The organism is Pseudomonas sp. SLBN-26 (genome assembly GCF_006715895.1).
Lineage (GTDB): Bacteria > Pseudomonadota > Gammaproteobacteria > Pseudomonadales > Pseudomonadaceae > Metapseudomonas > Metapseudomonas otitidis.
On sequence record NZ_VFOB01000001.1, the window covers coordinates 5,469,339 to 5,492,116 of the forward strand.

Here is a 22,778-nt window from a genome sequence, read left to right on the forward strand (position 1 = left end):
GGAAGACCGCCATGAACCTCTCGCTGTACCTGCTCACCGTGCTCATCTGGGGCACCACCTGGATCGCCATCAAGCTGCAGATGGGCGAGGTGGCCATCCCCGTGTCCATCGCCTACCGCTTCGCCCTGGCGGCCGTGGTGCTGTTCGCCATCCTGCTGCTCAGCCGTCGCCTGCAGAAGCTCGACGGCCGCGCGCAGGCGATCTGCCTGGCCCAGGGGCTGTGCCTGTTCTGCGTCAACTTCATGTGCTTCTACACCGCCAGCCAGTGGATCCCCAGCGGGCTGATCGCCGTGGTGTTCTCCACCGCCACCCTGTGGAACGCGCTGAACGCGCGGGTGTTCTTCGGCCAGCGCATCGCTGCCAACGTGCTGGCCGGCGGCGCCCTGGGCCTGGCCGGGCTGGCGCTGCTGTTCTGGCCGGAGCTGGCCGGCCACCAGGCCAGCCGTGAAACCTGGCTGGGTCTCGGCTTGGCGCTGCTGGGCACGCTGTGCTTCTCCGCCGGCAACATGCTCTCCAGCCTGCAGCAGAAGGCCGGCTACCGGCCGCTGACCACCAACGCCTGGGGCATGTTCTACGGCGCCTCGCTGCTGGCCCTGGGGTGCCTGGCCAGTGGCACGCCCTTCACCCTGGACCTGAGTCCGCGCTACCTCGGCTCGCTGCTGTACCTGGCGATCCCCGGTTCGGTGATCGGCTTCACCGCCTACCTGACCCTGGTGGGGCGCATGGGGCCGGAGCGCGCGGCCTACTGCACGGTGCTGTTCCCGGTGGTGGCGCTGAACATCTCGGCCTTCGCCGAAGGCTATGCCTGGACCGCCCCGGCGCTGCTCGGCCTGGTGCTGGTGATGGCCGGCAACCTGCTGGTGTTCCGCAAGCCGAAAGCGCCGGTGGCCGCCGCGCCCCTGGGGAGCCGAGCATGAGCCAGCGCGTGGTACGCAGCCGCGACTTCACTGCCGAACGTGCCTGGGGCGCGCTGGACATCGCCAACCTCGACGGCACCACGGTGCGCCTGCACTGGACCGACCAGCCGTACATCTGGCACGTCAACGACGGCAGCGAAGTCTTCGTGGTGCTCGATGGCGAGGTGGAGATGCGCTACCGCGAGGGTGGCGAGGAGCACGCGGTGCTGCTGGGCGTGGGCGACCTGTTCCACGCCGGCCCCGGTTGCGAGCACGTGGCCCACCCCCGAGGGGCGGCGCGCATCCTGGTGGTGGAGCGCGAGGGCAGCGTCTAGCCGCGCAGTGCCCGTGCCAGCACACCGGGGGTGTAGCCGTAGGCACGGGTGAAATGGCGGTTGAGGTGGCTCTGGTCGGCGAAGCCGCAGGCGAGGGCGGCCTGCACCGGCGCCTCGCCCGCCAGCAACTGGCGGTGGGCCTTCTGCAACTGGCGTTGCAGGCGATAGGCGTGGGGCGGCAGGGCGGTGACGGCCTTGAAAGCGCGCAGGAAGTGATGGGGGCTGACGCCAGCATCCCGCGCCAGCTCGCCGAGGCTGACCCCTTCCTCCGGCGCTTCGTCCAGGCGCCGGATGGCCCGGGCCACGGCGCCCGTGGGCAGGCGTGGCGGGTCGGCGCGACGTGCCTCCAGCAGTGCCCCCAGCACCTGCAGCAGTTCCTGCTCGGCCACCTCCCACCAGGGCTCGTCGGCCGGCCCGGTGAGGGCCGCGTGCAAGGTGAGGAAGGCCTGTCGCGTGGCGCTGCAGGGCAGCACCGGGTGGGCCAGCTCGACGCCGGGGCTCTGGTCGAGCAGCCCGGCCGCGCGGGCGATCAGGGCGCTGTCGAAATACAGCATGCGCCAGCTGCGCGGGGCGTCCGCCACGGGGCGGCCGTCGTGCACTTCGTTGGGGTTCACCGAGATCAGGCTGCCCGGTTCGGCGCGCACCTCGCCGCGGCCGCTGGCGGAGTCCTGGGCGCCGTGGAGGATGACGCCGATGCCGAAGCCGTCGTGGGTGTGACGGCCGAAGGCGCGTTGCGAGGTGGCTTCCACGGCCAGCACGCCGGCCAGGCGGCTGGGCTGGATGTCGAAGGCTTCGGTGTGCGTCCCGCTGGCCATGGGCGGCTCCCGGTCGTGTGCGAGGCCGCAGTATAGCCAGGGTGGGCACGGGCCCTGGCAGATCAATTTCGTTCAAGAACCGAGGCGGCGGATGGGCCTGAATGGGGCCTCGCAATCCAGCGAGACGCTATTCGGGAGGTCGGGGTGTCGAGACGTGCGCAAGGCTATCTGCTGCTGTCACTGGCGATGATGACGGTGGGCACCACGGTCATCGCTTCCAAGGTCCTGGCGGGCAGCGTGCCGCCGTTCCAGGCCACCGCGCTGCGCTTCGCCCTGGCCCTGCCGGTGATGCTGTGGCTGCTGCGGCGCCAGGGCGCAGCGTGGCCGCGCCTGGGGGCGGGGGACCGCGTGTTGCTGGTGCTCCAGGCCGCCGCCGGCAGCGTGGGCTACACGGTGCTGCTGGTGATGGGCCTGGCCCACCTGCCGGCGGCGGATGCGGGGGTGATCATCGGCACCTTACCGGCGGTGTCCGCGCTGTTCTCGGTGCTGGTACTGGGGGAGCGGCCGGGGCTGCGGCAGGTGGCTAGCGTGGCCTTGGCCACCCTGGGGGTGATGGCGGTGGCCTGGAAGGCCAGCGGGCCGGGCAGCGGGTTCGGGATGCTCTGCGTGTTCGGCGCGGTGCTGTGCGAGAGCGCATTCATCCTGCTCAACAAGCGCATGCGCCAGCCGCTGGGCGCGGTGCAGCAGGCCACGGCCATGGTCGTCCTCGGGCTGCTGGTGTCGGCGCCGGCGGCCCTGCTGGAGGGGCCGTTGGCCTGGCCTTCACCGGCATCCCTGGGGGCGCTGGCGTGGTACGCCTGGGTGCCGACGGCGGCGGGCTTCCTGCTCTGGTACGCCGGCTCGTCGCGGGTCAGCGGCGGGGAGGCGGCCACCTTCACGGCGGTGGCCCCGCTCACGGCAGTGGCGCTGGCGGCCGTTCTGCTGGGGGAGCCGCTGGGGCTGTCCCAGGGGCTAGGGATTGGGGCGGTGGTCCTGGCGATTCTGGTGCTCGCCGCGCCGTCACGCGACACGGCCAGCCGCTAGCCCTCCACGCAGGTTCATCGCTGCCCGTTCCGTAGCCCGGGCTTCAGCCCGGGAGCGGTGCCGAGTGTTCCCGGACTGAAGTCCGGGCTACGGTCGGGTGCTGGCCTTGGCATTGCCCGGCATGGCCAGCCGCTAGCTGCTGGCTTCGTCGGCCTTTTTCGCGCCGCGCAGGTTCATTGCCGCCAGTTCCGTAGCCCGGGCTTCAGCCCGGGAGCGGTGCCGGGTGTTCCCGGACTGAAGTCCGGGCTACGGTCGGGTGCTGGCCTTGGCATTGCCCGGCACGACCAGCCGCTAGCCGCTGGCTTCGTCGGCTTTCTTCGCGCCGCGCAGGTTCATTGCTGCCAGGCACAGTTGCAGGACGATCAGCGCCCAGGCGTGGGCGTGCAGACCCCAGGCGATCCACAGGGCGTTGCTGGCCAGGAACACCCAGAAGCCGATATGCCGCCGGGCGGGTGTCTTCGAGCCGATCAGCCAGGCGGCGGCCACGGTGACCAGCATGGCCGGCCATTGCAGCAGGTCGAGGTAGTCCATCGAATCCCCCCTTGTTCTCCTGTTTAGTGAGGCAGCGGGGGTGAGGGTTCCGACGTTTTCACGGCGCATGGGTGGGCTTCCATTCGCGTGCCCAGGAGTCTCGAAGCCCCTCGCCCGGAGCCCGTCACGATGGGCTTCGCACAGCTCAGCCCATCCTACGGATGGAGCGGGGCCGTAGGATGCGGTGGGTTCGGCGAACCGCATCGCGGTGATGAGGACCGAGCGAGGCGCAACGCGGGTCAGCGGCGGTGCAGGAGCACGAGGCCGGCGAGGACGGGGTAGCAGAGGTAGTGCAGGACGAACAGAGCGATGGCCATGGGGCCGGGGGCGTTCTGCAGGGTCATCATGCCCAGCAGGCCGAGGTAGAGCACGCCGAGCAGGGCGCCATAGCCGAGGACGATGCGCCAGGCTTCGCCCCGGGTCGGCGGGCGTTTGTACAGCAGGCGGAAGGCGAGGGCGATGAGCAGGGCGGTGACGCCGGCGATCACCAGGGTGGCCAGCAGCCCGCCGAGGTGCACCAGGCTGCGCAGGGCGAGATTGAGCAGCATGGCCAGGGCCACGCCGCCGATCACCACGTAGCGCAGGGCCAGCGGGCGGGGTGCGTTCACGAGCGCTCCAGGGCCACGTTGAGGCCGAAGCGTTTCTTCAGCACCGCCTCCAGCAGGCCCTTGGGCACCAGGCTGGCCAGCAGCGGCAGGGCGCGGCTGCCGTTGCCTAGGCGCAGCAGGCGCGGGCGCGGGTGGTGCTGGATGGCGTTGAACAGGTCGCGGGCGAATTCGGTGGCGGGGGTGGGGTTGTCCTGGGAGGCGCGGGCCCGGGCGCGGATGCCGTCGCGCAGGGGCCACCAGGGCGAGCCTTCGGCGATCAGCGATTCGGCTTCGCGGCTGGCGTTGGCGCCGAAGCTGGAGGCGATGGCACCGGGCTGCACTTCCATGACCTCGATGCCGAAGGGCGCCAGTTCCAGGCGCAGGGCGTCGGAGAGGGCGTGCACGGCGGCCTTGGAGGCGCAGTAGGCGCCGGCGAAGGGGGTGACCAGCACGCCGGAGACGCTGCCGATGTTGACCACCAGGCCACGGCTGGCGCGCAGCACGGGGAAGCAGGCGCGGGTGAGGCCGACCAGGGAGAACACGTTGGTCTCGAACTGCCGGCGCAGGCCCTCGGTGCCGCCGTCCAGCAGCGGGCCCATGGCGCCGTAGCCGGCGTTGTTGATGAGCACGTCGAGCCGACCCGTTTCCTGCTGCAGGCGCTCACCCAGGCGCGCCACGGCGGCTTCGTCGTTGACGTCCAGCTGCACGCCGGTGAAGCCGGCGACGTTCAGGGCGTCCACGTCGTTGGCCTTGCGGGCGCAGGCCCAGACGCTGTAGCCGGCGGCCTTGAAGGCGTCGGCCAGGGCCCTGCCGATGCCGCTGGAGCAGCCGGTGATGAGGGCAACGGGTTGGCTCATTGCGAATTTCCTTGTTGGTCTTGTTGTGGTGGAAGTCGATCAGTCGGCGAATCTGCCATGCAATCGTTCGGCGCGGAACTCCAGGGTGTCGGCTCGATAGCCACGGCGCAGCGGCGGCAGCGGCAGGCAGTCCTGCCAGTCGGCACCGGCCTGCAGGCGCGGCGGGCCGAGGCTGCGCTCGGCCTCGTAGGGGGATTCGGCGAGGTTGAGGTCGTCGCCCGGGCGGTAGGCCTGCACGATCCAGGCGAGGTCCAGCAGGGTGGTGTTGCTGCCGTTGTGCACGCTGATCTTCAGCGGGCGGTCGGCGGGGCACTGGTCGGGCTGGTAGGCGAGGCGGACGTCGAGGCGGGCCAGCTGTTCGTTCACCAGGCGCTCTTCCCACAGTACCCAGGCGGCCATGAGCCCGATGACCAGCACCGCAGCCAGGGAGATGGGCAGCGCCTTGGCCGGGTGGCGGATGACCAGGATCAGCCAGGCGAAGAGGAGGATGGCGCCGAGGAGCATGAGGAGGGCCCATGACGGAAAGGCTGCAATGCTAGCGCAATCCGTGGGCAGGCAGGGGTAAAAGGCACGGGGCCGTTGGCCGTTCCTGGCCCGGGCCCCGTGAGGCGGTGCGCGCGGCGGCACCCGCTGGCACAGGCGCCGGGAGCCTCCCGATGGGGGAGGGAGGCTCCGGGGCGTGGCCCCTCAGCGCGCGGTGGACACCTGGCTGACGCGCACGCCGCTGTCACTGCGGCCGTAGACGTCCTCCAGGCGTTCGATGTCGTCCTCGCCCAGGTAGCTGCCGGACTGCACCTCGATGATCTCCAGGGGGATCTTGCCGGGGTTGGTCAGGCGGTGCACCGACGTCATGGGGATGTAGGTCGACTGGTTTTCGGTGAGCAGGAAGGTCTTGTCGTCACAGGTCACCTCGGCGGTGCCGGAGACGACGATCCAGTGCTCGGCGCGGTGGTGGTGCATCTGCAGCGAGAGCTGGGCGCCGGGCTTGACGGTGATGTGCTTGACCTGGAAGCGGCCGCCCATGTCCACCGAGTCGTACGAGCCCCAGGGGCGGTACACGGCGCAGTGGTTCTGGGTTTCCGCGCGGCCCTGGGCGTCGAGCTCGTTGACCAGCTTCTTGACGTCCTGCACGCGGTCGCGGTGGGCGATCATCATGGCGTCCTTGGTCTCGACCACGACGATGTCGTCCAGGCCGATCACCGACACCAGCTTGCCGTTGCCGTGTACCAGGCAGTTGCGGCTGTCGTGCACCACCACGTCGCCCTTGGTGACGTTGCCGTGGGGGTCCTTGTCGTGGACTTCCCAGATGGAGCTCCAGCTGCCGACGTCGTTCCAGCCGGCGGAGAGCGGCACCACGCAGGCGCGGGCGGTCTTCTCCATCACCGCGTAGTCGATGGAGTTGTCCGGGCAGCAGGCGAAGGTGGCGGCGTCGATGGTGACGGTGGTGCCTTCGCGCTGGCTGCGTTCCAGGGCCAGCAGGCAGGTGTCGTAGATGTCCACGTCGTGGTGCTTGAGCTCGTCGAGGAAGCGGCTGGCGCGGAACAGGAACATGCCGCTGTTCCAGAAGTAGTCACCGGCCTCGACGTACTGCTGGGCGCGCTCGGCGTCGGGTTTCTCGACGAACTGGGCGACTCGGCTGATGCCCTCGGGCAGCTCGCCGCTGGCCTGGCCACGGATGTAGCCGTAGCCGGTCTCGGGGCGCAGGGCCGGCACGCCGAACAGCACCATCTCGCCCTTCTCGGCGGCGATGGTGGCCAGGGCCAGGGCCTGCTGGAAGGCGCGCTGGTCTTCCAGCACGTGGTCGGCCGGCATCACCAGCATCAGCTCGTCGCGGCCCTCGGCCAGCAGCTGCATGGCGGCGATGGCGACGGCGGGCGCGGTGTTGCGGCCGAAGGGTTCGAGCAGCATGGCCTGCGGGGTGACGCCGATGCTGTCGAGCTGCTCCTGGACGATGAAGCGGTGGTCCTTGTTGGCCACCAGCACCGGCGGCTGCATGCCGTCGAAGGCCAGGCGCTGCAGGGTCTGCTGGAACAGGGTCTTCTCACCGGTCAGGGCGAGGAACTGCTTGGGGTACTGCTTGCGCGAAAGGGGCCAGAGCCGGGAGCCGCTACCGCCAGAAAGGATTACAGGGATCATGGTGTTTCTCCTAAGAAGCTTGTCTGTTTGTGAGTAGTTGCTGCTCATCACATCGATCACTGAGAACATGCCCAAGACCTGCTGCGCGTCGGGTCTGCTGCGTTGAAAGCTCACTCGGAATGCTCATTTACAGCTCGTAAACTGCGCGTCCTCGCAAGCTTTCGCCTTGCATCCCTCTAGCTCGCTAGGCCTTGGGCATGTTCAAACCTCTGTCTTGTAGTCCCACTGTCTCGTGCGGCGGGTACGAAGCGTGGCCCGGGGCGTCGGCCCCGGGCGGGGCGGATCAGGACTCGGCGGGGCGCTTGACCCAGACCGGGGAGAGCTTGCCGCCGCTGCCGGTGACGTAGAGGCAGACCACCTCGCCGCGCTGCAGGGAGACCGGCTTGAGGTCGCTGACCTTGCGGTTGCCGTCGAACAGGGCCAGGCCCACCTTCACCGGGTTGATCTCGCGCTCGCCACGGCCCTGGGGCGCGACGTCCTCGACCACGGCGGTCTTGCCGTCGGCGGTCTTCAGGGTGAGTTTCGCGTCGGAGAGGTTCTGCACCCGCAGCAGGGCCTTCTGCTTGTTCTTGAAGGCCGGCTCTTCCACCAGCTTGGGCTCGGCGCCCGGCTGGCTGACCAGGGTGTAGTAGCGGTCGGACTCCAGTTTCACCGGGACGCTGGCGCTGCCCACCTGGGCGTTGTAGTTGCCGGCGGGCAGGAACTTGAAGTCGCTGGAGCCCAGCGGGGCGACGTCGTTCAGGGCGGTGTTGCCGACGCTGACGTCCAGTTCGCTGGCACCGGCGTTGTAGGCGCGGACGAAGGCCGAACCCTTCGGCGCCTGCGGGCCGTAGAGGCCGCCTTCATCGGCCAGGGCGGAGAAGGCGCTGACGCCCAGGGCCAGGGCGCAGGCGTACGACGTCCAGGTGCGTTGCTTCTGTCGGTTCATGGTGTTTCCTCCTTTGGTGCAATGCGCATGGCGCTTGGGACCCGAAGGCCCGTTCGTTAATGGGTGGCGGCGACGCGCTCGCCGGGGGCGCCCTTGCGCAGCTGGGCGATCCACTGTGGGTCGAACTCGCTCAGGTCGTTGGGCATGGGCAGGTAGCGCTCGGGGAATTCCCAGATCACCAGCTCGGGGGCGGCGTCCTTCAGCTCGTCGCTCTTGAGGTACTTGAGCATCGGCAGGATCGGGCCGTGGCCGTCCTCGGCGTGGTTCACCAGGTCGCGCTGCAGGGACTGGCGCAGGGCGCCTGCGAAGTTCCAGTTGGGGTTGGCGCTGTAGCTGGTGCCCACCAGGGCCACTGGCACGGTGCTGTCGCCGAACAGGTCGCCGGATTCCTCTTCGCCTGCGGCGCGGGTCTCGCGCTTCTGCAGGGTGTCCGGGGCGGGCATCAGGTCGGCGAACAGCGGGTCGAGCGGCAGGAAGCGGGTCAGGTCGCCCTTGTAGTCCTCGTTCTTCACCGCTTCGGTGACGAAGGCCTGGTCGCTGCCGGAGAGGCTGACGCGCTCGCGCACCACCTGGCCCAGGCGCTGGGCCACCACTTCGGCGCCCTGGGGCGTCCAGTGGGTGTCGGTGCGCAGGAACACCTGGCCGTTGTTCTTGGCCTGTTCCAGCGGGCCGAGCAGGTCCGGGGCGATGATCCCGGCCTTGCGCACGGCGCCACGGAAGTGGGCGTAGAGGTCCTGGCGCAGGGCGGTGGGACGGGCCTCGCCGACGTGCTCGGGATACAGCCGCGACTTGGACGGGACGATGGCCAGCACCAGCTTGATGCCCCGGCTGTCCAGCTCGTCGCGCACGCCCTGGATCAGCGCCAGGTTCTCCTGCAGGTGGCGCTCGCCTTCGGCCACCGGGTCGAACTCCTCGTCGGAGAACAGCCAGCCGTCCTGGCCGATCACCACGCCCTGGCGGCCTTCGCCGAACAGGCCGTAGTCCACCAGGGCCCAGAGGTTGGTGCCGATCTGCTTGATGGGGAATTCATCGTCGTAGTGCTTCTCGAAGGCGTGGGCCAGCTTGCCGTTGAGCACGGTGGTTTCCTTGGCGACGCTGAAGCCGACGATGCCGCGCATGGACCACAGGCTCAGGGCCAGCAGCATGCCGGCGAAGGTCACGATGTAGAGGGTGTTTGCAGTTCTGCTCATGTGTGCGCTCCCTTCAGAACTGGAAGTAGAGGAAGGGGGAGAAGCTCTGCGCCGAGAGCTTCAGGATCGACGCGGCGAACAGCAGCAGCAGGGCGACCCGGGTGGCCAGCACCGGCAGCTGGGTCATCCAGGTCTGTTGCCAGACCAGGACACCGCTGGGGGAGTAGGCGATGGCGGCCGGGTCGTCGGCGGCGGCCTGCGGGCTGCGCGGCTGGGCGGTGGCCGGGCCGTTGGCGTCGACCTGTTCGTCGGCACGGGCCTTGGGCGCGCCGGTCAGCGGCTTGGCGTGGAACTGGCGGATGCCGAACCAGGCCAGCACCACGTAGGCCAGTACCAGGGTGGCGATCTGCAGGCTGGTGAGCTGGGCGCGGTTGAGTTCGGAGAGGCCCAAGTCACCGAAGCTGAACATGGCGGCGTACATGCGCCAGGCGACGTCGAGGTTCTCGGCGCGGAAGATCACCCAGCCGATCACCACCAGCAGGAAGGTGAAGGCCCAGCGCAGCGGGTTGATCACCTTCGGCGCGGCGTCCACGCCCAGGGCGCGTTCGATCGCCAGCCAGGCGCCGTGCCAGGCGCCCCAGATGATGTAGGTGAAGTTGGCGCCGTGCCACAGGCCGCCCAGCAGCATGGTGAGGAACAGGTTGCGGTAGGTCTGGAAGGTGGTGCCGCGGTTACCGCCCAGGCTGATGTACAGGTAGTCCCGCAGCCAGGTGGAGAGGCTGATGTGCCAGCGCCGCCAGAACTCGGTGATGGACTGGCTGATGTAGGGCTGGTTGAAGTTCTCCATGAAGCGGAAGCCCATCATCAGGCCGAGGCCGATGGCCATGTCGCTGTAGCCGGAGAAGTCGAAGTACAGCTGCGCGGTGTAGGCCAGGGCGCCGAGCCAGGCATCCCCCGTGGTCGGGTCGGAGAGGGCGAAGCAGTGGTCGGCGATGGGCGCGATGCTGTCGGCGATGAAGACCTTCTTGATGAAGCCCTGCATGAACCGGGTGCAGCCCTCGGCGAACTTGTCGACGGTGTGGGTGCGGTGGTTGAACTGGTCCACCAGGTCGCGGAAGCGCAGCACGGGGCCGGCGATCAGGTGCGGGAAGATCGCCACGAAGGCGGCGAAGTCCACCAGGTTGCGGGTGGCCGGGGTGTCGCCCCGGTACACGTCGATGATGTAGCTGATGGACTCGAAGATGTAGAACGAGATTCCGATCGGCAACAGGATGTGGGTGATGACGAAGGGTTCCATGCCGAACTGGGTGAAGATCGCGTTGAAGGTCTCCACGCCGAAGTTGGCGTACTTGAAGTAGCCCAGCACGCACAGGTCCACCGCGACGCCGAGCAGCAGCCAGCGCTGCGCGGGCTTGGTGCGCACCCCGGCGGCGCCGATGCGCAGGCCGATCCAGTAGTTGAACACCGTGACGGCGGCGAACAGGGCGAGGAAGTCGATCCGCCACCAGGCGTAGAACACGTAGCTGGCGATGAGCAGGAGCAGGTTTCGATAGCGTGTCCCGACCAGGTAGTACAAGCCGAGGAAGATCGGCAGGAACAGGAACAGGAACACGTTTGAAGAAAAGACCATCCGAGTCTCTCCACTTGTACGTAACTTTCTGGGCCGCCGCCGGACGTTCCAGCCCGGTGTGCGACCCGCCATTCCCTCCCCAGGGTGTGGCGTTCAAATCCTTGCGCCGCCGCGTCTGCCGCGCGGTCGGTTCGTTGCGTCAGGTGGCTCCCCCGGTGGGGGAGGGCACCGGGTCAGCTGCCGCTGCCGCCCTCCTTCTTCGGGTGGAACACCTGGGTGATGTCGCCCCCCAGGCGGAAGGTCTTGTAGGGGGCCATGGAGTCCTTCCAGCGCAGGGTCTCGGGCTTGCAGCCGTAGAGGGCGCACCAGGGTTCGAGCCAGGCGAACTTGGCGCGCTTCTCCAGGTCCTCCATGTCCTGGTCCTTGCCGGTCTTGTCGTCGAAGGGTTCCTGGTCATCCACCCCGGCGATGACCTTTTCGCCGAGACGGCGCAGGGCGCCGTCGTTCTCGTTGCGCAGGTCCACGCCGTTGGCCTGGGCGAAGGCGGCGATCATGGCCAGCGGCGGCAGGCTGTAGTTGTGGTAGGCCAGGGCGCGCTGCTCGCGCTTGAGTTCGTTGGGCAGGAAGCCGTCCTTGTCCACCTGGCTGGCGGCGACGCGGAACTGGGCGACGGACCAGTCGAAGAGGTCGCGGCGGTTGGTGGCGACGGCGGTGGCCATCACCGACCAGGCGGCCCAGTAGGAGTGGTTGTTGATCTTCTTCAGCGGCAGGCCGCTCCAGTCGTGCACCGTCTGGTCGGCCAGGCGCGAGAACCAGGACTCGATCTGCTGGCTCTGCTGGGTGTAGCCGGCCAGCGGGTGGGAGTTGGAGAACTTCAGCCGCAGGTAGGCCGAGGACAGGCTGCCCAGGGCCCATTTGCGGATGGACTTGCCGGTGTGGTTGTACTCGGTGCTCTGCAGGGCGTTGGCCTGGGCCCAGCTGCCCATCCACTGCAGGGCGCACTCCAGTTGCGCCCGCTGGCCGTCGCGCATGTACGCCATGACCATCTTGTTGACCCCGCGCTCCATGCGGGTGATGTCGGCGGTGCTGTCGCGGAAGGCCCGTTCCGCCGTGAGGTTGAGGGTGGCGCGGGCCTGGTTGGAGCCCTCGTACTTGCTGCGGAACTCCAGCTTGCCGGTGTAGGGCGGCGGCGGGGCTTCGCAGCTGTCGGCCTTGTGCTCGTCGACCTCCACCGGGGCGTAGTAGCCCGAGGGCGGGACCAGGTCGCCGGCGTGGGCGAGCGGGCCGAGCAGGGCACCGCTGAACAGGCAGGGGGCGAGCAACCGGAGTCGGGGTTTCATGATGACCTCCTTCCTCACTCGGCCTTGGCCGCGAGGTGTTCACCCGAGTGGCCTGGGCGCTTGCACAGGGTCACGTCGACGCTGAGGTTCTCAGGCATCTCGTCGGGGCTGTGGATTTCCAGGGCGAGGACGTTGAGGTCCCGCCAGTCGGGGTCGTTGCGCAGTTCGAAGGCGTAGCGGCCGCCGGTGTCGACGCGGTCGCTCTGTTCGATCTTGAAGTTCTCGCGGCGGCCGTTGAGGTACCAGACGGTGGCCTTGGACTCGTGCACGGACGGGTCGCTGAAGGTCAGGTCCACCTGGTAGTCGCCGCCACGGATGTCCTTGATCGGCTGGTTCTGGCCGTTGACGAAGACTTCGTTGGCGCCGGGCTTCATGCGCACCTTGCGGTGCATCACCGCCGGCTGGCCCTCGCAGCCGTTGTTCACCAGCGGCAGGGCCTGGCGGTAGAAGCTCTTCTGCGCCATGTCGTAGTGGGTGGCGAACTCCCAGATGATGATCTTGGGCGGGTGCTCGTGGAATTCCGGGCTGCTCATGTACTGCAGCAGGGCGCTGTCGAAGCCGCCGCCGCTGACCGCCATGTTGAGCACCTCGGCGCCGCTGTGCTGCTGCAGGAAGCCGGCGAAGTTGTAGGCCGGGCCGCTGTTGCTGGTGCCCACCAGGACGATCTGCGGGTTGGATTCGTCGCCGAACAGGGCATCGCCGGCGGCGCCGTCGCCCGAGGCTTCGGTCTCGTAGCGGTCGACGTACTGGGTGGCGTAGGTGGTGCCGCAGAGCTGGCCGGCGGTCTTGTGCAGGGTGCCGGCCTTGGGTAGCAGGCCGACGACCTTGCTGTCGAAGGTTTTCTTGGGGATCTCGTCGAAGCCGGGCATCTGCTTCAGCGTCTCGGCCACCAGCTTGGCGGTGCGGTTGGCGCCGGCCGGAGTCCAGTGGTGGTCGGCTTTGAAGTAGTAGTCGGTGTCCACGCCCTTCTCGTCGAACAGCGGCGAGAGGTCGGTGACCCAGATGCCGGTCTTGCGGAAGTCGTCCACGGCCTTGAGGTAGTTCTTCTTCGCCAGGTCGTAGTCGAAGCGGGCCTTTTCCGCTTCGGTGAGCTGTTCGCGGTTCACCAGGCCACGGGTCGGCTGGTAGACCACCATCAACTCGACGCCCTTGGCCTTGAGGGCGTCGCGCAGGCGCTTGAACTCGCTGTAGCCGAAGGCGCTGGTGCCGAAGTCGGTGCGCAGGTCGTAGCGGGTGCGGAACAGCCAGTCGCCACGGCCCTGGACCAGGGCGGTGAAGAAGCTCAGGTACTTGGTGTTGTACACGCTCGGGTCCTGGGCGACGGCGCACAGGGGGCCGGTGCGCTGCACGCTGTACTCGGGCGCGGCCCAGGCCCCCTGGGACGCGGCCAGCAGGGCAGCGGCGAGGGTGGAGGGGGCGAGCCATTTCATGGGGTGTCTGTGCATGGTGGTGTGTGCCTCAATCCTGGAGTTCGGCCTGGCTTTCGACGGGGTCGATGAGCACCGCTTTGTTGCGGCGCACCATCAGGTCGAGGATTTCCTCCTGTTTCTCGCCCAGTACGCCGGCGAAGCTGATGCCGGTGGATTTGCTCGGGGCGAGCATTTCCACGCGGTACAGCTCCACGGAGAGGGGGGAGTCGATGGACAGGGGCGAGGAGCCGTTACCGGCGAGCTTGCCGCCGACCACGATCATCGAGACCTTGGTGTCGAAGGGGTCCAGCTCGATGTCGCGGTCGGTGTTGGACAGGTCCTTGATGTGCCCGTAGACGCCGGTCAGGCCGTTGGCCATGGACAGGTTCTCGTACAGGCGGATGTTGACGCTGTTGCGCAGGCGGATGCCGTGGCGCTGGTTGCCGACGATCTTGTTGCCCCACAGCAGGTTGTTGGAGCTCTCGTAGAGGGTGATGCCGTCGGAATGGTTCTGGTAGACCTCGTTGTAGGCCACCAGGTTGTTCACCGAGTTGCGGTCGATGACGATGCCCGACAGTTTGTTGTCGTAGGTCTTGTTGTTGATGATCCAGCTGTCGTCCACCTCGCGGGAGATGATGATGCCGTGCTTCTTCCTGGTGCCGTGGACGGTGTTCTCGGCGATGACCAGGCCGTGGGAACGGTCGTGGGGGTCGATGCCGTAGACGATGTTGTCGCGGTAGGTGTTGCCCTTGATGACCACGTCGCGGGCTTCGTAGCAGTAGAAGCCGTACCAGTGGTCGACGAACTCCGAGTTCACCAGCCAGCCGGTGGGTTCCGGGCGCTTGAGGCGCTCGTGCATGCCGGGGGTGTACTGGGTGATGGAGACGCCGTAGGACTTGGAGTTGTCGTAGCCGAGGCTGGTGACGGTGCTGTCGGCGATGTACAGCTCGCTGCCGCCCCAGGAGACCAGGAACGGGCGGAACTCCGAGGGCTTGCGGAACCAGGCCGGGGTGTCGTCCTGCTCGCGCCAGGCCGTCAGCTTGGTGCCGGTGATGAACAGCTTGCCGTCGTTGACCAGGAACGCGCCGCGCTCCTGGGACAGGCGGAAGTCACGGGTCTCTTCGCCGATGCGCAGGCTGGCGCCCTGGGCCACCACCACCGGCAGGCGGGCGATGTAGACGCCCGGTGCGGTTTCGGCGAACTGGCTGTCGGGCAGGGCCTTGGCCAGGTCGGCCGGGGTGACGAAGCCGCCTTCGATGAAGATCGCCTGGGGCATGCCGCGCTGGCGGCTGACCCATTCGCGCATGCGCTCGTTGCCGCCGATGAAGTCCTTCAGGGCGTCCTGCTGGAGCATGCGCCGGACCACCACCTTGCCGGCGGTGCGGCGGTCCACCTTGGCCTCGATGGCTTGGCGGGTGTAGCCGGAGAGGTCGGGCAGCTCGGGCGGGTCCAGGTGCAGCTGGTCCACCGGGGCGCTGGTGACGGTGTAGTTCTTGGTTTCCTTGAGGCCCTTGGCCGGCTCGGCCGCGTGCACCCACGGGGCGCTGGCCAGCAGCGCGCCGAGCACCAGGCCGCTGAGCGGCCGGGGGGTTGCGAGGAGGTTGGGCATGGCTGTTCTCCCTGGGCTCGCTGGCATCAGAAGCGCCAGATGAAGTCGACGAAGGCGCGGTGCATGAGCGAGTCGGTGCCGCTGCCGTAGGCATCGCCCGGCTTGAACACGCCGCCACGGAAGCGCACCAGGGCGGAGGCGTCGTCCAGGTGCTCGGCCATCCCGGCGGGCAGCAGGCCCTGGCGGAAGTAGCGGGTCACCACCAGGTCGACTTCCTGGCCGATGTCCTTCTCGCCGTCCTCCAGCGGGGCGGTGATGCCGGCCTGGCCGACGTCCTGGTTGTCGTCCACGCGCCAGAAGCGGTGGTAGACGAGGCTGGCGTCGTAGTCGTCGTGCAGCTGCCAGGAGGCGAAGGCGGTGGCCACCTGCAGGTTGCTCAGCTCGCCGCGGAAGGCTTCGCCGAAGCGGTGCATGCGGGCTTCGGTGCCGGTGAAGTTGGAGCGGTTGCTCTCCATGCCGGTCTGGCGGAACTGGCGGGAGCTGTCGTCGTCACCGCCGCCGCTGCCACGGGCGTAGGCGCCGCCGACCTTCCATTGCTCGGAGAGGTTCCAGCGCAGGCCGAGGTCGACGCCCCAGGCGTTGACGTCGACGTTGCGCGAGCCGTTGGCGAGGCGCTGGTCACCGACCACGCTCTGGGTCAGTTCGTCGGTATCGCCGGTGAGCCAGGTGGCCTGGGCCCAGTAGTTCAGCGGGGCGGTGGAGCGCCGGTCGAAGAAGCCGCCGTCGGCGTCGATGCCGACCCAGGTGAGGTCGCCGGTGTAGCGCTTGTCCAGGGGCTCCACCACCTCGCCGGCGTCGGGCAGGCTGCCGTTGTCGCGGCTGTGGTGGACCTTGAGGCCGACCCAGTGGCCCGGGGCCCACTGGGTGGCGATGTCGCCGAAGACGTGCTGGCGGTCCTTGTCTTCGGGGGCCAGTTCGTCGAGGTCGGTGCGGTATTCGCTGAAGCGTTCGGCGACGCCGACGTGGGCGGTCAGCAGGGTGGTGTCGAAGCTCCAGCGCAGGGCTTCGATGTTGGTGTCCCACCAGGTGCCTTCGGCGCTGCGCACGCGCTGGCGGCCGAAGCGCAGGTGTTCGCCGGGGTAGGCGGTGAGGCCGCCGTAGTCGACCCAGAATTCGCGCAGGGCGAGGTAGCTCTTGTCCGGCTGGCGGCCGTCGTCGCGCGCGCCCTGTTCGCCGTCGGTGTCGCTGGATTGCAGGGTGTCGGTCTCGACGATGTCGGTGGCGCTGACGGCCTGGCCCATGGCGAAGGCGCTCCAGTCACCCCGTTCGGCGTAGACCCAGGGGCGCAGGTCGATACCCACGCCGCTGACGTCGCCACCCTTCTGGGTGCCGAGGTCGCGGTCGTCCTCGGACTGGGCGGTGATCTTGATGTCGAGGCCGAAGTTCTTGTCGCTCATCTGCACGGCGAAGGCGCTGCTGGTGGAAAGAAGCGTGAGGCCCAGGCCGAGGCTGGCGGTCGTCCAGAGGTTGAATTTCATGTCGGTTCCTTCAAGGGGTCTGCATGGCCTGCATCTGCGTGGTGTCCTGCAGGGCGACGCCGCGGAACTGGCGTTCCTCGCGCAGGCGCTGTTCGGCGCGGGCGCGGTCGGCGGGGCTCAGCTGCTGTTCCACGGTCTGCGCCAGTTCGATGGCCTGCGGGGTGTTCTTGGGCAGCGCCAGTTGGCTGAAGACGTAGGCGTTGACGAGGTCGGGGCGGATGCCCTTGCCCTGGGCGAACAGTTGGCCGAGGGCGTAGTCGGCATTGATCTGGCCGCCGCGGGCGGCGCTCAGCAGGTAGTCCAGGGCCTTGTCCGGGTCGATGTCGCCGAGGTAGCCACGGATGTAGATCTGCCCCAGCAGGTAGTTGGCGGTGGGCTCGGTGGCGGAGGCCTTGAGCAGGTGGCGCTCGGCTTTCACCGGGTCCAGGGGGACCAGCTTGCCTTCATAGTAGAGGCGGCCGAGCAGCAGTTCGGCGCGCGGCTGGGCGGCTTCGCGGCCGTGGTCGAGGTACTCCATCATCTTGTCGATGTCGCCCAGGCCCGGGTACTCGTAGAGCAGCTTGGCGAGGCTGACCCAGGCCGGCGGGTAGGCCGGGGCGATGCGTTCGAGCATGTCCTGGGACTTGCCTTCGTCAGGCTTGCCCAGCTCGGCGTCGGCCAGCACCTGGGCCACCGAGTCGACGCGCTGGGCGGGCAGGGTGCCGGCGGCGTAGCGGGCCATGACCTGCTCCACCAGGGCCTGGCGCTCGTCGGCCTTGCCCTGCTTGCTGTAGACGGTGGCCAGTTCGACGTAGCAGGCGTCGGCCTGCTGCAGGTTGCGGGTGCAGATGTCCTCGATCTCGGCCAGGTGCTGGTCGTAGGTGCCCTGGGTCCGGTAGTAGAGGATCTGCGCCAGCTCGGCCTGGGGCTGGCCGTCGGCGCGCCACTGGGCGATGCGCTGCTGCACGTTCACGCCGGGGAAGTCCTGGGGGAAGGTGAGGTAGAGCATCACCAGGGGCAGCAGGCTGTTGGGCTCGCCGGCCTTGTAGGCGTCTTCCAGCAGCTGGGCGGCTTCCTGGCGTTCGGCCGGGGTGCCGTCGGGCTTGCGCGCCAGCAGCTTGCCGAGGCGGGCCTTGGCGCGCGGCGACTGGTCCATGGCCTGGCGGTAGGTCTGCTCGGCCTGGCGCATCTGCTCCGGGTCGCCACTGTCCACCTGCAGGTCGGCGAGGCCGACCTGGGCGTTGACGTAGCCGAGCTCGGCGAGCTGGCGGAAGTTGCGCTCGGCGGTGGCGGTGTCGCCGCGCTTGAGTGCTTCGCTGGCCAGCCGCTGGTCGGGCAGGCCGGCGCAGCCGGCCAGCGCGACGGCGACGCCGAGCAGCAGGGTGCGGGAGGGAAGGGTCGCCACGGGTGTCCTCCTCAGAAGCCGGCCGCCAGGGCGCGGTTGATCATCCAGTCGAAGGAGGGACCGCGGTCGATGCTGACTTCGACGGGCTGCCCGGCGAGCTTGCTGTCCAGTACCTGGTCGGGCTGGATGACGACGCGGATGTCGGAGGACAGGCCGCTGTCGATCAGGCTGGAGCTGATGATCTTGCCGTGGCGCGGGGTGTCTTCGCCGGCCACCTGGAAGGTGACGCTTGCGCCGGGCTTGGCCTGGGCGAAGTTGCGGTAGGGGAAGCGGGCGCTGACGGTGGCTTCGAAGTCCTGGGGCACCAGTTCGAAGATGACGTCGCCCTTGCCGGCGAACTGGCCGTCAGCCACCAGCTGGCGGGCGACCTTGCAGTTGCAGGGGCTGGTGAGGGTGCCCTTCATCTGCTTGCCGAACAGTTCCTCGACGTTGGCGGGGGCGAGCTGGTCGTCGGTCAGGTGGCCCTTGAGCATCTCCAGCATGGTGGCGGAGAAGGAGGCGATCGGGGCGCCCTTCTGCACCACGGCGCCTTCGCCGCCGATCAGGCTCTGCACGGTGCCTTCGCGGGGCATGGTGACCTGCATGGCGGGCACGGCGACCATGCCGGATTCGGCGTGGGTGACGAAGTACAGGCCGTAGAGCGATTTGAAGATGAAGCCGAAGGCGGCCAGGCCGACGAGGAACAGGCCGGCGCTGAAGGTGACGGCGCGCAGGCGGCCGAACATGCCCATGCCGCCGCCGCTGCCGTTCTTGCGTGGCTTGGTGAAGTTCTCGCGCTGCAGGGTGTTGAGGATGTCGCCGGCGCTGACCACTTCGCCCGAGAGGTGGGCGCTGATCAGGTAGCGCAGGGTGGCGATGTCACGCGGCTTGAGGTTGTGGAACTGGCAGCCGGCGCGCTCCTGCTGGGGGTCGAGGAAGCGCACCTGGAACTCGACGTCCAGGCCGAGGCTGAGGTTGTCCACTTGGAACTGCATGCGACCCTGGTGGTAGTCGCCCACCTGCACCTTCTGCCCCGGTTCCACCTGGAAGGCGAACCCGCCGGCGGAGAGGTCGAGCAGGCGGTGCTCGACGCGCTCCTTGCCCACCAGGTAGCGCACCTTGGCCGGGAGCTTGACCCGGGCGTGCTGGCGCTGGGCTTCGGATTCGTGCACCACATTGACGTTGACGGCTGTATTCATGGTCTGGATTTCCTATCGGGTTCGGTCACACGAACGCCATCAGCGTGGCTACGAAGACGCTGGTGGCGGTGAAGGTCATGGCACGGGAAGACCAGGTGTTGAACCAGCGGGTGAAGCTGGCCAGGTCCCGGTTGAGCTTGGTGTTCTGGCGCGTCCAGGACTGCTGGTCCAGGCGGAAGAAGACGTAGATCTTCACCAGCGCGCCGACGATCTGGTTGTAATAGAGGATCAGCGGGTAGGCCGGTCCTATGGGGTGCCCTGAAACGCTCAGCAGCAGGGTGAGGATGAAGCGGGTGAGGCCGATCCACAGCAGGTACACCAGGAGGTAGGCGATGCTGTACTTGAGGCTGGCGATCACCGCGACGGCCAGGCCCAGCAGGCAGGTCCACATGGACACGCGCTGGTCGCTGAGCACCAGGGTGGTGAACCAGCCGAGGCGGCGCGGGCCGAGGGCCAGGGCGCGGGTGTTCTGCCGCAGGTTGTTGCCGTACCAGCGGAACATCAGCTTGCGGCTGGCCTTGATGAAGCTCTTCTCCGGCGGGTGCTCGACGGTGTTGATGGCGGCGTCCGGCACGTAGAAGGTGTCGTAGCCCAGGCGCATCAGGCTGTACCAGCTGGACTTGTCGTCACCGGTGAGGAACTGGAAGCGGCCCAGGCGCCAGTGGTCGAGGTGGTCGCTCTCCACGTCGGCGATGAAGCCGGGGTCGGTGACCACCTTGGCGCGGAACACCGACATGCGCCCGGTCATGGTCAGCACGCGCTTGGAGAGCGCCATGGAGCACATGTTGATGTGGCGCTGGGCGAAGCGCAGCTTGTGCCATTCGCTCATCAGGTAGCTGCCGCGCACCTCGCAGAACTCGTTGGTGGTGAGGCCGCCGACGTTGGGGAAGTACTTGAACCAGGGCACGGTCTTCTTCACCACGCCCTGGGTGAGCACGGTGTCGCCGTCCACCACGGCGACCACGGCGTCGTCGTCGGGCAGTTGCCGGGAGATGGCGCGGAAGCCGTAGGCCAGGCCGTCGCGCTTGCCGGTGCCGGGGATGCGCACGAAGTCCAGCTTGACGCGCTCCGGTGGGGCCAGGCGGTTCCACTGGTTCTTGATCAGCAGCTCGTCGGAGAGTTCGACGATGGAGCAGACCACGGTGGTGGGGTAGCCGCAGTCGATGGCTTCCTGGATCACCGAGCGGTAGACCATGGCGGTGGTCAGGGCGTCGATGCGGAAGCTGGTGACCAGCAGGTAGACGTGGGACGGGTCGGCCGCTGCGCCGAGCTTGCGCACCTGGCGGCGCTGCCAGGGGTAGACGACGTAGAGGAACAGGGTGCCGCGCAGGAAGTGCAGGGCGCCCATGGAATAGCGCCAGATACCGACCACGCCGATGAGCAGCAGGAAGTGCTTGGACTCGGGATCGAACACCGAGCGGGGCAGCGCCAGCGCGAGCAGCATCAGGCCCGTCAGGAAGAACAGCCAGCCGGCTGCCTCGGTGAGGCTTCGCTTGAGCTTGTCCATTGATTCATCCATTCCTTCGTGAACGCTGGACGGACCTCGGGCGTGGGCGCTGCTTGTCATTGTTTCGCTCGCCCAAGGTGCGTCATCGCGTTGCGCTGAAGCGGTCGCGGTTACCAGCAGATGCCTTCGGCGTTGCCGTGGCTGGCCTTGGGCATGAAGCCCACCAGGTCGATCACGTGCTTGCCTTCGGGGGCGCGCTGGGCAAGGGGGGCGAAGAGTTCGTCGCGGTTGCCCAGGACGATCACGTCGGCGTTGTCGACGACGCCGTCGAAGTCACTGTCGAGCAGGGACGAGACGTGGGGGATCTTCGATTCGATGTAGTCCTTGTTGGCGCCGTGGACGCGGGCGTATTCGACGTTGCGGTCGTAGATGCGCAGGTCGAAGCCCTTGCCGATGAGCATCTCGGCCAGCTCCACCAGGGGGCTCTCGCGCAGGTCGTCGGTGCCGGCCTTGAACGACAGGCCGAGCAGGGCAACCTTGCGCTTGTCCTGGGCGGCGATGATGTCGAAGGCCTTCTGCACCTGGGCCGAGTTGCTGCGCATCAGCGAGCCGATCAGCGGGGCTTCGACGTCCAGGGAGCTGGCGCGGTAGCTGAGGGCGCGCACGTCCTTGGGCAGGCAGGAGCCGCCGAAGGCGAAGCCGGGGCGCATGTAGTACTTGGAGAGGTTGAGCTTGTGGTCCTGACAGACCACGTCCATCACTTCGCGGCCATCGACCCCGACGGCCTTGGCGATGTTGCCGATCTCGTTGGCGAAGGTGACCTTGGCGGCGTGCCATACGTTGCAGGTGTACTTGATCATCTCGGCGACCTCGATGTCCTTGCGGATGATCGGGGCGTCCAGTTCGCGGTAGAGGGTTTCCAGCAGGTCGCCGGACGTCTTGTCCAGCTCGCCGATGACGGTCATGGGCGGGAAGTCGTAGTCCTTGATGGCGGTGCTTTCGCGCAGGAACTCGGGGTTCACCGCGACGCCGAAGTCGACGCCGGCCTGCTTGCCGGAGCAGTCTTCGATGATCGGGATCACCACGTTCTTCACGGTGCCCGGCAGGACGGTGCTGCGGACCACGACGGTGTGGCGCTCGGCCTTGTCGCGCAGGGCGAAGCCGATCTCGCGGCAGACGCCTTCGATGTACTCCAGGCCCAGGTCGCCGTTCTTCTTGCTCGGGGTGCCGACGCAGATGAAGGACATGTCGGTATCGCGTACGGCGGCGGCGACGTCAGTGGTGCCGCGCAGGCGGTTGGTCTTCAGGCCCTGTTGCAGCAGCTCTTCCAGGCCCGGTTCGACGATGGGGGATTTGCCTTTGTTGATCAGGTCGATCTTGGTGCTGGAAACATCCACGCCGACAACTTCATGACCACGAGCGGACAGGCAACCGGCACATACTGCACCGACGTAGCCCAAACCAAAGATGCTGATACGCATCGCTATCACCTCATTCCATTTAGTACGTGTTAATAAGTGGCTTATTAGCCACGGCCGTTTCTGCAGTTGTCACCAAACAGCAACTTTCTACTGCGTGCAGGCATGACGGATACCGGGCACCGAAACTGCGGGTACCTGAAGCGGAGCCTGTAATGACGCTGGCTCCAGAGAGTCCTGGACTGATCACCTCAACGGCTCTGGCCCTTGGTTTTTATGTCACTCGTCGAAAATGGCGTTGCACTCCTTGTTCAAGTGGAACTTTCCGTTACGCATAACTACCCCCTCGGAGTGCTCCGATAGCGGGGGCAGTTTTCATAGTCAGTAAGAAACGGAAATATGAAGAATTATGTGTCGCGGTTTATGAGTGTGGGGCTGTTTGGATAGTTCCGGCCATTCGTCAATATTTTGCGGCGTTTCACTTTTTCGATGAGCGGTAAGTTTGGCATCACAATGATGGCAAAGTTTGCTTACTTCTAACTTGCGAAAAAGTTCAAACTTTCAAGCGCCAGGCGTGGCGCGGGTTTGCGCTGTAGGGCGCGTGCTAGAGGGCGTGAAGGAAGTTGGAAAAGTATTCGCTGGTAGGCCGCTACCGTTATTGCACGGTGATATCAAAATCTGCCGGCAAGCGGTGAAGTGGGAAGTGC

At 67.5% G+C, this 22,778-nt stretch carries 20 protein-coding genes; 3 read left to right on the forward strand and 17 right to left on the reverse strand.

The window, feature by feature from the left end; translation table 11 throughout:
* Window positions 1-11 precede the first annotated feature (11 nt).
* Window positions 12-917 carry a DMT family transporter gene (locus FBY21_RS25395; RefSeq protein WP_142014771.1) on the forward strand — a complete coding sequence of 302 codons (906 nt, stop codon included), beginning with the start codon at window positions 12-14 and terminating at the stop codon, window positions 915-917.
* Complete coding sequence (locus tag FBY21_RS25400; protein ID WP_021220921.1) at window positions 914-1,231, forward strand: cupin domain-containing protein; 318 nt, start codon at window positions 914-916, stop codon at window positions 1,229-1,231. The genes FBY21_RS25395 and FBY21_RS25400 overlap by 4 nt, the downstream gene beginning before the upstream one ends.
* Here the strand turns inward: FBY21_RS25400 and FBY21_RS25405 are convergent.
* Complete coding sequence (locus FBY21_RS25405; protein ID WP_142014775.1) at window positions 1,228-2,046, reverse strand: AraC family transcriptional regulator; 819 nt, start codon at window positions 2,044-2,046, stop codon at window positions 1,228-1,230. The two genes, FBY21_RS25400 and FBY21_RS25405, sit on opposite strands and share 4 nt — an antisense overlap.
* A 144-nt stretch (window positions 2,047-2,190) precedes the next feature.
* Between FBY21_RS25405 and FBY21_RS25410 the strand changes: the two genes are divergently transcribed.
* On the forward strand, window positions 2,191-3,069 hold the full coding sequence (locus tag FBY21_RS25410; protein ID WP_142014778.1) for a DMT family transporter: 879 nt from the start codon (window positions 2,191-2,193) through the stop codon (window positions 3,067-3,069).
* Window positions 3,070-3,360: 291 nt separating this feature from the next.
* Here FBY21_RS25410 and FBY21_RS25415 read toward each other — a convergent pair whose 3' ends face one another.
* From FBY21_RS25415 to algD, 16 genes are all read right to left on the reverse strand, one after another.
* Window positions 3,361-3,600 carry a hypothetical protein gene (locus tag FBY21_RS25415; RefSeq protein ID WP_074970766.1) on the reverse strand — a complete coding sequence of 80 codons (240 nt, stop codon included), beginning with the start codon at window positions 3,598-3,600 and terminating at the stop codon, window positions 3,361-3,363.
* A 239-nt stretch (window positions 3,601-3,839) separates the two neighbouring features.
* Window positions 3,840-4,208, reverse strand: a complete 369-nt coding sequence (locus FBY21_RS25420; RefSeq protein WP_233473317.1) for a hypothetical protein — start codon at window positions 4,206-4,208, stop codon at window positions 3,840-3,842.
* On the reverse strand, window positions 4,205-5,044 hold the full coding sequence (locus tag FBY21_RS25425) for an SDR family oxidoreductase (RefSeq protein WP_074970770.1): 840 nt from the start codon (window positions 5,042-5,044) through the stop codon (window positions 4,205-4,207). Before FBY21_RS25425 ends, FBY21_RS25420 begins: the two co-directional genes overlap by 4 nt.
* Window positions 5,045-5,083: 39 nt before the next feature.
* Window positions 5,084-5,548 carry a multidrug transporter gene (locus tag FBY21_RS25430; protein ID WP_142014781.1) on the reverse strand — a complete coding sequence of 155 codons (465 nt, stop codon included), beginning with the start codon at window positions 5,546-5,548 and terminating at the stop codon, window positions 5,084-5,086.
* A gap of 183 nt (window positions 5,549-5,731) precedes the next feature.
* Window positions 5,732-7,180, reverse strand: coding sequence for a mannose-1-phosphate guanylyltransferase/mannose-6-phosphate isomerase (locus tag FBY21_RS25435; protein WP_142014785.1), 1,449 nt, complete (start codon window positions 7,178-7,180; stop codon window positions 5,732-5,734).
* 283 nt (window positions 7,181-7,463) lie between these two features.
* The gene (locus FBY21_RS25440; protein ID WP_142014789.1) at window positions 7,464-8,108 is read right to left on the reverse strand and encodes an alginate O-acetyltransferase AlgF; all 645 of its coding nucleotides are present in this window, start codon (window positions 8,106-8,108) and stop codon (window positions 7,464-7,466) included.
* Between the two features lie 56 nt (window positions 8,109-8,164).
* Entirely contained in the window at window positions 8,165-9,298 is a 1,134-nt protein-coding gene (locus FBY21_RS25445; protein ID WP_142014792.1) for an alginate O-acetyltransferase, read from the reverse strand.
* A 13-nt stretch (window positions 9,299-9,311) separates the two neighbouring features.
* Window positions 9,312-10,868 carry an MBOAT family O-acyltransferase gene (locus FBY21_RS25450; RefSeq protein ID WP_142014797.1) on the reverse strand — a complete coding sequence of 519 codons (1,557 nt, stop codon included), beginning with the start codon at window positions 10,866-10,868 and terminating at the stop codon, window positions 9,312-9,314.
* A 173-nt stretch (window positions 10,869-11,041) separates the two neighbouring features.
* On the reverse strand, window positions 11,042-12,148 hold the full coding sequence (locus tag FBY21_RS25455; RefSeq protein ID WP_142014801.1) for a mannuronate-specific alginate lyase: 1,107 nt from the start codon (window positions 12,146-12,148) through the stop codon (window positions 11,042-11,044).
* A 14-nt stretch (window positions 12,149-12,162) separates the two neighbouring features.
* Window positions 12,163-13,593, reverse strand: coding sequence for an alginate O-acetyltransferase (locus FBY21_RS25460; protein ID WP_186355574.1), 1,431 nt, complete (start codon window positions 13,591-13,593; stop codon window positions 12,163-12,165).
* A gap of 13 nt (window positions 13,594-13,606) precedes the next feature.
* Entirely contained in the window at window positions 13,607-15,166 is a 1,560-nt protein-coding gene (gene algG, locus FBY21_RS25465; protein ID WP_142014808.1) for a mannuronan 5-epimerase AlgG, read from the reverse strand.
* A 26-nt stretch (window positions 15,167-15,192) separates the two neighbouring features.
* A complete protein-coding gene (locus FBY21_RS25470) occupies window positions 15,193-16,644 on the reverse strand; it encodes an alginate export family protein (protein ID WP_074970782.1) in 1,452 nt (483 codons plus the stop codon).
* A gap of 10 nt (window positions 16,645-16,654) precedes the next feature.
* On the reverse strand, window positions 16,655-18,028 hold the full coding sequence (gene algK / locus FBY21_RS25475; RefSeq protein WP_142014811.1) for an alginate biosynthesis TPR repeat lipoprotein AlgK: 1,374 nt from the start codon (window positions 18,026-18,028) through the stop codon (window positions 16,655-16,657).
* Window positions 18,029-18,039: 11 nt separating this feature from the next.
* Window positions 18,040-19,206 (reverse strand): alginate biosynthesis protein Alg44, encoded by a 1,167-nt coding sequence (locus tag FBY21_RS25480; RefSeq protein WP_044411755.1) that lies wholly within the window; start codon window positions 19,204-19,206, stop codon window positions 18,040-18,042.
* Window positions 19,207-19,231: 25 nt separating this feature from the next.
* A complete protein-coding gene (gene alg8, locus FBY21_RS25485) occupies window positions 19,232-20,713 on the reverse strand; it encodes a mannuronan synthase (protein WP_044411752.1) in 1,482 nt (493 codons plus the stop codon).
* 110 nt (window positions 20,714-20,823) lie between these two features.
* The gene (algD, locus tag FBY21_RS25490) at window positions 20,824-22,134 is read right to left on the reverse strand and encodes a GDP-mannose 6-dehydrogenase (protein WP_044411749.1); all 1,311 of its coding nucleotides are present in this window, start codon (window positions 22,132-22,134) and stop codon (window positions 20,824-20,826) included.
* Window positions 22,135-22,778: the final 644 nt, after the last annotated feature.